This is a genomic window from Nocardioides aquaticus (genome assembly GCF_018459925.1).
In the GTDB taxonomy this organism is placed as follows: Bacteria; Actinomycetota; Actinomycetes; order Propionibacteriales; family Nocardioidaceae; genus Nocardioides; species Nocardioides aquaticus.
Genome location: NZ_CP075371.1, coordinates 3,852,334 through 3,863,750, shown reverse-complemented (window position 1 = coordinate 3,863,750; position 11,417 = coordinate 3,852,334). Strand labels below are relative to the sequence as shown.

The 11,417-nt window shown below is 75.0% G+C and carries 11 protein-coding genes and 1 tRNA gene; 10 read left to right on the top strand and 2 right to left on the bottom strand.

The window, feature by feature from the left end:
- Positions 1–4 precede the first annotated feature (4 nt).
- The gene (locus ENKNEFLB_RS18800; protein WP_214056763.1) at positions 5–646 is read left to right on the top strand and encodes a nucleoside triphosphate pyrophosphohydrolase; all 642 of its coding nucleotides are present in this window, start codon (positions 5–7) and stop codon (positions 644–646) included.
- A 106-nt stretch (positions 647–752) separates the two neighbouring features.
- Entirely contained in the window at positions 753–1,916 is a 1,164-nt protein-coding gene (locus tag ENKNEFLB_RS18795) for a ScyD/ScyE family protein (protein WP_214056762.1), read from the top strand.
- Between the two features lie 28 nt (positions 1,917–1,944).
- On the opposite strand, the gene ENKNEFLB_RS18790 is transcribed toward ENKNEFLB_RS18795, so the two are convergent.
- Complete coding sequence (locus ENKNEFLB_RS18790) at positions 1,945–3,426, bottom strand: amidase (protein ID WP_246535663.1); 1,482 nt, start codon at positions 3,424–3,426, stop codon at positions 1,945–1,947.
- 92 nt (positions 3,427–3,518) lie between these two features.
- Between ENKNEFLB_RS18790 and eno the strand changes: the two genes are divergently transcribed.
- The 7 genes from eno (at position 3,519) to ENKNEFLB_RS18755 (ending at position 8,853) form a co-directional block, all read left to right on the top strand.
- A complete protein-coding gene (gene eno, locus ENKNEFLB_RS18785) occupies positions 3,519–4,796 on the top strand; it encodes a phosphopyruvate hydratase (RefSeq protein WP_214056761.1) in 1,278 nt (425 codons plus the stop codon).
- A gap of 17 nt (positions 4,797–4,813) precedes the next feature.
- The gene (locus tag ENKNEFLB_RS18780) at positions 4,814–5,380 is read left to right on the top strand and encodes an FtsB family cell division protein (RefSeq protein WP_214056760.1); all 567 of its coding nucleotides are present in this window, start codon (positions 4,814–4,816) and stop codon (positions 5,378–5,380) included.
- Positions 5,377–5,904 carry a DUF501 domain-containing protein gene (locus tag ENKNEFLB_RS18775; protein WP_214056759.1) on the top strand — a complete coding sequence of 176 codons (528 nt, stop codon included), beginning with the start codon at positions 5,377–5,379 and terminating at the stop codon, positions 5,902–5,904. Before ENKNEFLB_RS18780 ends, ENKNEFLB_RS18775 begins: the two co-directional genes overlap by 4 nt.
- A complete protein-coding gene (locus ENKNEFLB_RS18770; protein ID WP_214056758.1) occupies positions 5,897–6,823 on the top strand; it encodes a Ppx/GppA phosphatase family protein in 927 nt (308 codons plus the stop codon). The genes ENKNEFLB_RS18775 and ENKNEFLB_RS18770 overlap by 8 nt, the downstream gene beginning before the upstream one ends.
- 70 nt (positions 6,824–6,893) lie before the next feature.
- Positions 6,894–7,700, top strand: a complete 807-nt coding sequence (locus tag ENKNEFLB_RS18765) for a uracil-DNA glycosylase (protein ID WP_214056757.1) — start codon at positions 6,894–6,896, stop codon at positions 7,698–7,700.
- A 9-nt stretch (positions 7,701–7,709) separates the two neighbouring features.
- Positions 7,710–7,783 (top strand) — tRNA-Leu (locus ENKNEFLB_RS18760).
- 206 nt (positions 7,784–7,989) lie between these two features.
- Positions 7,990–8,853 (top strand): Bax inhibitor-1/YccA family protein, encoded by an 864-nt coding sequence (locus ENKNEFLB_RS18755; protein WP_214056756.1) that lies wholly within the window; start codon positions 7,990–7,992, stop codon positions 8,851–8,853.
- 29 nt (positions 8,854–8,882) lie between these two features.
- Here the strand turns inward: ENKNEFLB_RS18755 and ENKNEFLB_RS18750 are convergent, their stop codons facing one another.
- Positions 8,883–9,938 carry an SGNH/GDSL hydrolase family protein gene (locus tag ENKNEFLB_RS18750; RefSeq protein ID WP_214056755.1) on the bottom strand — a complete coding sequence of 352 codons (1,056 nt, stop codon included), beginning with the start codon at positions 9,936–9,938 and terminating at the stop codon, positions 8,883–8,885.
- Positions 9,939–9,999: 61 nt separating this feature from the next.
- Between ENKNEFLB_RS18750 and ENKNEFLB_RS18745 the strand changes: the two genes are divergently transcribed.
- Positions 10,000–11,406, top strand: coding sequence for a cystathionine beta-synthase (locus tag ENKNEFLB_RS18745; RefSeq protein ID WP_214056754.1), 1,407 nt, complete (start codon positions 10,000–10,002; stop codon positions 11,404–11,406).
- The last annotated feature ends 11 nt before the right edge of the window (positions 11,407–11,417 follow it).

Below are 11,417 nucleotides of genomic sequence, written 5' to 3'. Positions count from 1 at the left end.
CCCGGTGGTGGACCCGGTGCCCGACCCGGTGCCCGACCCGGTGGGGGAGTTCGCCGACGTCGTGCGCGTGCTGCAGGCGCAGTGCCCGTGGAAGGCCGCCCAGACCCACCGCTCGCTGGTGCGGCACCTGCTCGAGGAGGCGCACGAGACCGTCGAGGCGATCGAGACCGGCACGCCCGCGGACCTGCGCGAGGAGCTCGGCGACCTGCTGATGCAGGTCTTCCTGCACACCGCCATCGCCGAGCAGGCCGGTGACTTCACGCTCGACGACGTCGCCCGCGAGGTCACGGCCAAGATGGTGCGCCGCAACCCGCACGTGTTCGGCCCGGACGCCGGCGCGGCCGCGGGCTCGCTGACGCCGGCGGAGGTCAACGAGGTCTGGGAGGCTGCGAAGGCGCGGGAGAAGGCGCACCGCACCGCGCTCGCCGACGGCATCGCCCCGACGCTGCCGGCGCTGCTGACCGCCGACAAGGTGCTGGACAGGATGGGTCGCGCCGGCACCGACCCCGCGCTGGCGTCCGTCGGCGACGAGGACGCCGGGGTGGGCGAGCGGCTGCTCGCCCTCGTCGCCGAGGCGCGCGTGTCAGGCACCGACCCGGAGCAGGCGCTGCGGGCCGCCGTACGCCGCCGGCTGACGCCGGGCTGACCGGTCCGACCCCCCCCAGATTGGGGCATGTCTCCCTCCCTCCTGGGGGTGTCAATCTCGACGTGGGTCGGCACGAGCCGTCCCCTGCCCAGCGACGGAGATCGACATGTCCAGATCCAGGCGAACGATCCTCACTGCCGGCGCCGCGCTGGCCGTGGTGATGGCAGGCGCGAGCGGGCCCGGTGGCGCCCAGGCGTCCCACTCCCCGGGGTCCGGGGGGCCGCCGCAGACCGTGGTCGACCTCGAGGGACCCCGGGGGGTCGACGCCCTCGGTCACGGCCGCACCCTGGTGACCGAGGCGGACGGCACCTTCAGCATGGTCGTCGAGCGGCGCGGCGAGGAGCCGTACACCGCCGAGCTCGGCCGGCTCCGCACGGACTTCGCGCCCGCGGTGGCGTTCGGTCGTGGCGGGACGGTCTACCTGCTCACCGGGTCCGCGGCGCCTCCGGAGCAGGCGGCCATGGACAAGCTCAGCGGCGAGGAGCCGCAGCGCGTGCCGTCCGCCGGCGCGACCCTCTTCAGGTGGCGGCTCGGCTGGGCGCGGCCGCGCCCGGTCGCCGACATCGGCGCCTACCAGCAGACCGACCCGGATCCTGCGGACCTCGAGGACGCTCCTGAGGAGAGCAACCCCTTCGGTCTCGCGGCGCTGCGGAGCGGGGCGGTGCTGGTGGCCGACGCCGCCGGCAACGACCTGCTCCGGGTCCGGCGCAACGGTGAGGTCGAGACCGTGGCGCGGCTGCTGCCCCGCACCGTCGAGGTGCCGGCCGGCCTGCCGGACGTCCCGCCCGAGGAGGGCGGCCCGCTGCCACCGGCCGGCACCCCCCTCCCGTCGGAGGGGGTGGCCACCTCGGTCACCGTCGGTCCCGACGGGGCCTGGTACGTCGGGGAGCTGCGGGGTTTCCCCGCCACCCCCGGGACGTCCCAGGTCTGGCGCGTCGAGCCCGGTTCCACGGACGCGACCTGCGACCCGAGCCACCCACGACGCGGTGCGTGCACCCGCTTCGCCGACGGGCTGACCTCGGTGGTCGACCTCGGCGCCAGCCGCAGGCACCTCTACGCAGCGGAGCTGTCCGAGCAGAGCTGGCTGCAGGTCGAGCTCGGCGTGCCCGGTGCCGAGGTGGGGGCCGTCACGCGGTGGGACCGCCGGGGTGCGCCGGCCGGTGAGCTGGCGCCGGGCGAGCTGGTCCTGCCCGGCGGCGTCGACGCGGACCACGGGGTCTACGTCACCGGACCGGTCTTCGGGCCGGGGGCGCTGCTCCGGTTCGGCTAGGACCTCGGGCGCCTGCGGCCCGCCCGCCTCACAGGACGGGCCGCAGGTGCGCCCAGGGTGCGGCGTCCTCGAGCTGGGCCGCGAGCCGGAGCAGCAGGCCCTCGCTGCCCAGCCGCCCGACCAGCTGGACGCCCATCGGCAGGCCCTCGGGCGTGCGGTGCAGCGGGAGGCTGATCGCGGGGCGGCCGGTGAGGTTGGCCAGCTGGGTGTAGGGCACCCAGCCGAGGTTCTCCCGGATCAGCTGCTGGACCAGCGGGGTGAACCGCAGCAGGCCGGCGACCTTCGCCCGCAGCAGGGCCTTCTGGCCGAGGACGGCGGCGGCCGGCAGGTCGAACTGCCCGACCCGCGGCGGCGGGGTGGCGGTGGTCGGCGTCAGCAGCAGGTCGTGGTCGCGGTGGAACGCGGCGAGACGGCGTACGTGATGGTGGCGGTTCTCGACCGCGGCGACGTAGTCGGTGGCGCTGGTCGCGCGGCCGAGCGCGGCCATCAGCAGCGTGTCCGGCTCGAACCCCTCGTCGCCGGCGCCCGAGCGGGCCCGGAAGTCGGCGACCGAGCGCGCGCAGTGCACGAACCAGCTGGTGAGGAAGTCCTGGGCCAGGGCCTCGTCGTCGACGGGCTGCTCGTCGAGCTCGACCACGTCGTGGCCCTGCGCTGCGAGCAGGTCCGCGGCGCGGCGGACCGCGGCCAGGGCCTCGGGGTGCACCTCGGGGGTGATCCGGCTGGCCGTGCAGACCGCGACCCGCAGGCGGCCGGGGTCGCGGCCGACCTCGGCGGCGTACGACTCCGCGGGCGGCGCCGGCAGGAACGGCTGGACCTCGCTGGCCCCCGCCAGGACGTCGAGCATCGCGGCGGTGTCGCGCACGGTCCGCGAGAGCACCCCGTCGACCGTGGTGCCGGAGATGGTCTCGCCGACCGTCGGTCCGACCGGGAGCAGGCCGCGCCCGGCCTTCAGGCCCACCAGGCCGCAGGCCGAGGCCGGGATCCGGATGGAGCCGCCGCCGTCGCTGGCCGCGGCGCAGGGCACCACGCCTGCGGCGACCGCGGCCGCCGACCCGCCCGAGGACCCGCCGGGCGTGCGGTCGAGGTCCCAGGGGTTGCGGGAGGGGCCGTGCGCGGCCGGCTCGGTGATGCCCTTGGCGCCGAGCTCGGGGGTGTTGGTCTTGCCGAGGACGACCAGGCCGGCGGCCAGCCACCGGTCGACGACGACGGCGTTGTCGACGGCCGGGACGTCGACCATCGACCGGGACCCGCCGCTGGTCGGGTGCCCGGCCAGGTCCTGACCGAGGTCCTTGAGCAGGAACGGCACCCCGGCGAAGGGCGCGTCGGCCGGGGCGCCGGCGTCGCGCACCGGCGGGTCGAGCTCGGTGACGACGGCGTTGATCCGGGGGTTGACCTCGGCCAGCCGGGCCCGCGCGGCGGCGACGAGGTCGGCGGAGGTGGCCTGCCCGTCGCGGACCAGCGCGGCCAGGCCGACGGCGTCGTGGGCGGCGTACTCGTCTTGGCTCAGCACGAGCCGCAGGCTAGCCGTCCGGCGTCCGCCTCCGGGACCTCCGCACGGTCTAGGGTTGGCAGGGTCCCGTCCCGCAGCTCAGGAGCATCCCAGTGGCAGCAATCGAAGCAGTCGGCGCACGCGAGATCCTCGACTCCCGCGGCAACCCCACCGTCGAGGTCGAGGTGCTCCTCGACGACGGCGTGTTCGCCCGCGCGGCCGTCCCCAGCGGCGCCTCCACCGGCGCCTTCGAGGCCGTGGAGCTCCGCGACGGCGGCGAGCGCTACCTCGGCAAGGGCGTCCAGGGCGCCGTGGACGCCGTCATCGACCGGATCGGCCCCGCCCTCGTCGGGGTCGAGGCCGACGACCAGCGCCTGGTCGACCAGGTGATGCTCGACCTCGACGGCACCCCGAACAAGGCCGAGCTGGGCGCCAACGCGATCCTCGGCGTCTCGCTGGCCACGGCCCGCGCCGCCTCGGAGTCGGCCGGGCTGCCGCTCTACCGCTACGTCGGCGGCGCCAACGCCCACGTGCTGCCGGTGCCGATGATGAACATCCTCAACGGCGGCTCGCACGCCGACTCGAACGTCGACGTCCAGGAGTTCATGGTCGCCCCGATCGGCGCCCCGACCTTCCGCGAGGCCGTCCGGATGGGCGCGGAGGTCTACCACTCCCTGAAGTCGGTGCTCAAGCAGCGCGGCCTGGCCACCGGCCTGGGCGACGAGGGCGGGTTCGCGCCGAGCCTGGACTCCAACCGCGCCGCGCTCGACCTCATCGCCGAGGCCGTCGGTGCCGCCGGGCTCAGCCTGGGCTCCGACATCGTGCTGGCCCTCGACGTCGCCGCGACCGAGTTCTGCGAGGGCGACGTCTACACCTTCGAGGGCGGCTCGAAGTCCGCCGCCGAGATGACGGCCTACTACGCCGAGCTCGTCGACGCCTACCCCATCGTCTCCATCGAGGACCCCCTCGACGAGGAGGACTGGGCCGGCTGGCGCACGATGACCGAGCAGCTCGGCGACAAGATCCAGATCGTCGGCGACGACCTCTTCGTCACCAACGTCGAGCGCCTGCGTCGCGGCATCGAGGGCGGCCAGGCCAACGCGCTGCTGGTCAAGGTCAACCAGATCGGCTCGCTGACCGAGACCCTCGACTCCGTCGACCTCGCCCACCGCGCCGGCTTCCGCTGCATGATGAGCCACCGCTCGGGCGAGACCGAGGACACCACGATCGCCGACCTGGCCGTGGCCACGAACTGCGGCCAGATCAAGACCGGCGCCCCGGCCCGCTCGGAGCGGGTGGCCAAGTACAACCAGCTGCTCCGCATCGAGGAGGAGCTCGGCGACGCCGCCCGCTACGCCGGCGCCGCCGCGTTCCCGCGGCTGACCCGCTGAGCAGGAGCCGAGGAGACGTGGCCGACCGCCCCGACAAGCGCCGCCCGCCCACGCGGGGGCGCAGCCGACCCCGTACGGGCGGGGCCGGTCGGGGCGCGTCCGGCAGCGCGACCCCGGGCACCGGGCCGGCGCCCGCCACGCCCCGGCGCCGCCCGCGGCTGACCGGCCGCTCGGCGGTCCTGGTCCTGGTGCTCGCGGTGCTCGCGGTCAGCTACGCCTCCTCGATGCGCGCCTACCTCGAGCAGCGCGCCCACATCGGGGACCTCAAGGCCGAGATCGCCGAGCGCGAGGCCGCGATCGACGACCTCAGCCTCGAACGCAAGCGGTGGGACGACCCGGCCTACGCCGAGCAGCAGGCCCGGGAGCGGTTCGGCTACGTGATGCCGGGGGAGACCTCCTACGTCGTGCTGGACGAGGACGGCGAGCCGCTCGAGCCCGAGGCGACCCTGTCCGGCGACACGCCGGTCGACCCCGCCGACGAGCAGGCCTGGTGGGACCGCGCCTGGTCCTCGGTCGAGACCGCCGGCGACCCGCCGCGCACCGAGGACGCGCCCGCGGTGCGTGTCGACGGCACCCAGCGGTGAGCGTCGAGCCCCACGACGAGCGGGTGGTCCGCGAGCAGCTCGGACGCCCCGCCCGTGCCATCCACGCCGTCGGCCACCGTTGCACCTGCGGCGCGCCGGACGTGGTGACGACCGAGCCGCGGCTGCCCAACGGCACCCCGTTCCCGACCACCTACTACCTGACCTGCCCGCGGGCCGCGTCCCGGATCGGCACGCTCGAGGGCTCCGGGCTGATGCGCGAGATGCAGGACCGGCTGGGCGAGGACCCCACGCTGGCGCAGGCGTACGCCGCCGCGCACCGCGCGTACCTCGCCGACCGCGCGGCCCTGGGCGACGTGCCCGAGATCGACGGCATCTCGGCCGGAGGGATGCCGGACCGCGTGAAGTGCCTGCACGTGCTCGCCGGGCACGCGCTGGCGGCCGGCCCCGGCGTCAACCCGCTCGGGGACGAGGTCCTCGCGCTGCTGGGCGACTGGGGCGCCGAGGGCCCGTGCGTCGTGGTGCCCGAGGACGAGCGCGACGCGGCCGGACGCGACGATGACTGACCCGGTGGTCGCGGCGATCGACTGCGGCACCAACACCGTCAAGCTGCTGATCGGCGCGCTGCCCGACGTCGCCGTCCGCGAGGCCCGGATGGTGCGGCTCGGCGAGGGCGTCGACCGCACCGGCGAGCTGTCGGAGGCCGCGCTGGGGCGCACCTTCGCCGCCCTCGACGAGTACGCCGACCTGCTCGCCGCCCACGACGTCTCCCGGCTCCGGTTCTGCGCCACCTCCGCCACCCGCGACGCCGCCAACGCGGAGGTCTTCGCCGCCGGCGTCGAGCAGCGGCTCGGCGTCCGGCCGGAGGTGCTGAGCGGTGCGGAGGAGGCGGCGCTGTCGTACGCCGGGGCCGTGCGCGGTCTGGCCGGGCTCGCCGAGCTGGTCGCGCCGGTGCTGGTCGTCGACATCGGCGGTGGCTCGACCGAGCTGGTGCTGGGCGGCGACGACCTGGCCGACGGGGTCGCGCAGGCCGAGTCGCTCCAGGTCGGGTCGGTGCGCCTGCACGAGCGGCACCTGCACGACGACCCGCCGACGCGCGCCCAGGTCGAGGCCTGCACCGCCGACCTGGACGCCGCCCTGGACGGCTGCCCGGTCGAGGTGGCCCGCGCCCGCACCGTGGTCGGCGTCGCCGGCACGGTCACGACGGTGGCCGCCGGGGTCCTCGACCTCGACGCCTACGACCGCGAGGCCATCGACCGGGCCGTGCTCGACGTGCCCGCGGTGGAGGAGCAGGCCGCGCGGCTGCTGGCGATGAGCACCGCGGAGCGCCGGGAGCTGCGCTGGCTGCACCCCGGCCGGGTCGACGTGATCGGGGCCGGCGCCCTGGTGCTCTCGCGGGTGCTGGCCCACGCCCGCCCGCAGCGCCTGGTGGTCTCCGAGTCCGACATCCTCGACGGCATCGCCTGGTCCCTCTCGCCGAGATGACGCTCGCGGACAGCCGAGATGACGCTCGCGGCGCGTCGAGGTGACGCTCGCGGACACCTAGGATCGCCCGGTGACCGACCTGCCGCACCCGCTGACCGGCCGGCCGTACCCCTCGCCCGTGCCGCCGGCGTCCGGCTGGCCCGGCGACCCGACCGACGCGCGCACCGCCGACGTCCCGGCGGGTCCCTGGCGCGAGCTCGACGCCACGATCAGCACCTGCCGTCGCTGCCCGCGGCTGGTGACCTGGCGCGAGGAGGTCGCCCACGCCAAGCGGGCGTCGTACGCCGGCGAGCCCTACTGGGGCCGGCCGGTGCCGGGCTTCGGCGCCACCGACGCGGGCGTGCTCGTGGTGGGGCTGGCGCCCGCGGCGCACGGCGCCAACCGCACCGGACGCGTGTTCACCGGCGACCGGTCGGGGGACTGGCTCTACGCCGGTCTGCACCGCGCGGGCCTCGCCACGCAGCCGACGAGCGTCCACGCCGGTGACGGCCTCGAGCTGGTCGGCACCCGCGTGGCGGCGGCCGTACGGTGCGCGCCCCCGGCCAACAAGCCGACCCCGGCCGAGCGGGACGCGTGCGCGCCGTTCCTCGACACCGAGCTGGGGCTGCTCGCGCCGCACCTGCGCGTGGTGGTCGCGCTCGGGTCCTTCGGCTGGGCCGCCGCGCTCACCGCGCTGGGCCGGGCCGGGAGCGCCGTACCGCGCCCGCGGCCGCGCTTCGGGCACGGCGCGGAGGCCCACCTGCCGGCCCTGCCCGGAGGTCCGGGACCGCTGGTCCTCCTCGGCTGCTACCACCCCAGCCAGCAGAACACCTTCACCGGACGACTGACCGAGCCGATGCTCGACGCGGTGCTCGGTCGGGCAGCCGCCCTGGGATGATCCTGGCTCGCCCCCGTGCCCCAACCGGCAGAGGGAACCGCCTTAAAAGCGGTCAGTTCTGGGTTCGAGTCCCAGCGGGGGCACTCCGGCACGTCCGCGGCGCGCCGGAACCGTCGTCTCGGGGCGCCGCGAGCGTCATCTGGGCTGTCCGCAAGCGTCGTCTCGGCGGCGCCGCCTCGTGGGAACACCGGGGCCGACCCGCACGTTGGACCAGGTGAGACCCGCTAACCTGGTCCCGCGCTGAGCCGTCGCAGACGGCCAACACCCCCGGCCTCCAAGGAGAGACCACATGCAGAGCAACAACCCGGTGTTCCGCCGCTCGGAGGAGTTCAACCGAGGCGGCCAGAACGCCCCGTCCTACGGCAACCAGACCTACGCCGGCAACGGCTACCCGGGCAACGACCCCAGCCAGTGGGGCACCGGCACGCCGGGCGACCAGGGCTACGGCCTCGCGCCCGACGGCGGTCGGATGACGATCGACACTGTCGTCCAGAAGACCGCGATCACGCTGGGCCTGGTCATCGTCACCGCCCTGGCCACCTGGATCATGACCCCGGACATGACCCCGGGCGCCAACGTCGCGGCGCTGTTCTCGGCCGCGATGATCGGCTCGCTGGGCGCCTTCGCGCTGTCCATGGTGCTCTCCTTCAAGCGGGAGATCAGCCCGGCGCTCGTCCTGGTGTTCGCTGCCCTCGAGGGCGTCGCCCTCGGTGCCTTCAGCAAGGTGCTCGACGGCTACGTCGGCGGTGAGGGCAACATCGTCAGCGGTGCGGTCTTCGGCACGATGGCGGCCTTCGCCGGCACGCTCGCGGCCTACAAGTTCTTCGAGATCAAGGTCGGTGACAAGTTCCGCAAGGGCGTCATGGCCGCGATGTTCGGCATGGTCGGCCTGGCCATGATGAGCTTCGTGCTGAGCATCTTCGGCGTCAACACCGGCCTGTTCGGCTTCGGCTTCCTCGGCACGATCACCGCCGTGGTCGGCCTGGTGCTCGGCGTCTTCATGCTGATCCTCGACTTCGACTTCGTGGAGAAGGGCATCGCCAACGGCCTGCCCGAGCGCGAGTCGTGGCGCGCGGCGTTCGCGATGACGGTCAGCCTGGTCTGGATCTACACCAACCTGCTGCGCCTGCTCGCGATCCTGCAGTCCGACTGATCGTCGAGCACCACAGACCCCGACCCCCGCTAGGTCGGCGCGTGACCCGAGGGCCCCGGATCTGATCCGGGGCCCTCGGCCGTCTCTTCGGCCTCGGGCGCCTGGCCCTGGCCGGGCAGCCGTCCCCGGCGGTGGCGCAGCTCCACCCAGAGCCCGCGCACGCCGCGCTTCTCGCCACCGACGGCGGTGCCGTCGACCTCCGTGCCCGGCGTCTGGGCGGCGGCGACGGCGGCCGCGGTGATCGGCAGCCGGCCCTCACCCCGGTACGCCTCCGGCAGCGCCTCGTCGGGTCGCGCGAAGCCCAGCGCGGCGAGGACCGAGGGCAACAGCACGGTGGCCAGCGAGGAGTAGCCGGCGGCCGAGGGGTGGAACTGGTCGGGACCGAAGAACAGGGCCGGCGCGGCGTCGAACTCGGGTCCGAGCACCGAGCCGATGGAGACGGTGCGCCCGCCCTCCTCGACCACCGCGATCGTCTGCGCCGCCGCGAGCCGCCGCGACCACGCCCGGGCCACCTGCTTCAACGGCGGGGCGATCGGCTTGATCGTGCCCAGGTCGGGGCAGGTGCCGACGACGACCGAGCAGCCTCCCGCGATCAGGCGCCGCACGCCCTCGGAGAGGTGGCGCACCGACTGCGAGGGCAGGGTCACGTGGGTGACGTCGTTGGCGCCGATCAGGACGACCACGACGTCCGGCTCGATGGCCAGGGCCCGCTCGACCTGCCCGGCCAGGGCGGAGGACTCCGCGCCGACCTTGCAGAACTCGCGCAGGTAGACCCGACGGTCGGCGTGCTCGGCGACGCCGCTGGCCAGCAGGGCGCCCGGGGTCTCCTCGACGCGGTCCACGCCGTACCCGGCCGCGCTGGAGTCGCCGAGCAGCGCCACCTTGATCGCCGGTCCCGGGCGGCCGCGGCCGTACCAGCCGGTGGCGTCCGGCGGCGGCTCGTCGCGGGGCTGCCCGATCGTCCTGCGGGCCAGCTTGGCCTCGGCCGTCAGCACGCCGTAGAGCCCGGCGCCGACGACGGACAGGCCGCCCCCGCCGTACGCGGCGGCGGCGGCGAGCTTGCGTGCTGCTCCTGCTCTCCCCACGAGCCCATCCTAGGGATCCGCCGCTGCGACGTCCGAGGCCCCTGAGCCCTAGGCTGACCTGATGCAGTACGTGGACTCCCTGGTCGACCTCATCGGCGACACGCCCCTGGTGCGGCTGGCCCGCACCCTCGACCTCCCCGTGACGCCCCCGGGGGAGGGGCCGGTGGTGCTGGCGAAGATCGAGTACCTCAACCCCGGCGGCTCGGTGAAGGACCGGATCGCGACCCGGATGATCGAGGCCGCGGAGGCCTCCGGCGAGCTGCAGCCCGGCGGCACGATCGTCGAGCCGACCTCCGGCAACACCGGCGTCGGGCTGGCCATGGTCGCCCAGGCCAAGGGGTACCACTGCGTGTTCGTCTGCCCCGACAAGGTCAGCGAGGACAAGCGCAACGTCCTGCGCGCGTACGGCGCCGACGTCGTCGTCTGCCCGACCGCCGTGGCGCCCGAGCACCCCGACAGCTACTACAACGTCTCCGACCGGCTCGCCTCCGAGCCCGGCGCCTGGAAGCCCAACCAGTACGCCAACCCGCACAACCCGCGCTCGCACTACGAGACCACCGGGCCCGAGGTGTGGGCGCAGACCGAGGGCCGGATCACCCACTTCGTGGCCGGCGTCGGCACCGGCGGCACGATCTCGGGGGTCGGGCGCTACCTCAAGGAGCAGGACCCGTCGGTCCAGGTCGTCGGCGCCGACCCCAGCGGGTCGGTCTACTCCGGCGGCACCGGCCGGCCGTACCTCGTCGAGGGCGTCGGTGAGGACTTCTGGCCCGACACCTACGACCGCGACGTCGCCGACCGGATCATCGAGGTCTCCGACGCCGACTCGTTCGCGTTCACCCGCCGCCTGGCGCGCGAGGAGGCGATGCTGGTCGGCGGCTCCTGCGGGATGGCCGCCTACGCCGCCCGCCAGCTCGCGCACGAGCTCGCCGGCACGCCCGAGGGCCGCGACGCGGTGATCGTGGTGCTGCTGCCCGACTCCGGGCGCGGCTACCTCTCGAAGATCTTCAACGACGACTGGCTGGCCACCTACGGCTTCCCGACCACGGGGGCCGACGCCCGCGAGGGCCGCACGGTGGGGGAGGTGCTGCGCGGCAAGGACGGGCGGCTGCCCGACCTGGTGCACACCCACCCCGGCGAGACCATCGCCGAGGCCGTGGCCATCCTGAGGGAGTACGGCGTGTCCCAGATGCCGGTGGTCCGCGCGGAGCCGCCCGTGGTCGCCCAGGAGGTCGCCGGCTCGGTCTCGGACCGTGCGCTGCTCGACGCGTTGTACGCCGGTCACGCCCGGCTGACCGACCTGGTCGAGCAGCACATGTCGCCCGCGCTGCCCACGATCGGGGCCACCGAGGGCGCCCAGGCCGCGGTGCGCCTGCTCGAGGACGCCGACGCCGTGCTGGTCCAGGAGGACGGCTCCCCGGTCGGGGTGCTGACCCGCCAGGACCTGCTGGGGTACCTCAGCTCCACCTGATCCGGCCTGTC

Bases quoted from the DNA above. Each gene is read 5' to 3' on its own strand.
- ENKNEFLB_RS18795 (WP_214056762.1), top strand. From the start codon at position 753: ATGTCCAGATCCAGGCGAACGATCCTCACTGCCGGCGCCGCGCTGGCC.
- ENKNEFLB_RS18770 (WP_214056758.1), top strand. From the start codon at position 5,897: ATGACTGACCCGGTGGTCGCGGCGATCGACTGCGGCACCAACACCGTC.
- ENKNEFLB_RS18755 (WP_214056756.1), top strand. From the start codon at position 7,990: ATGCAGAGCAACAACCCGGTGTTCCGCCGCTCGGAGGAGTTCAACCGA.
- ENKNEFLB_RS18745 (WP_214056754.1), top strand. From the start codon at position 10,000: ATGCAGTACGTGGACTCCCTGGTCGACCTCATCGGCGACACGCCCCTG.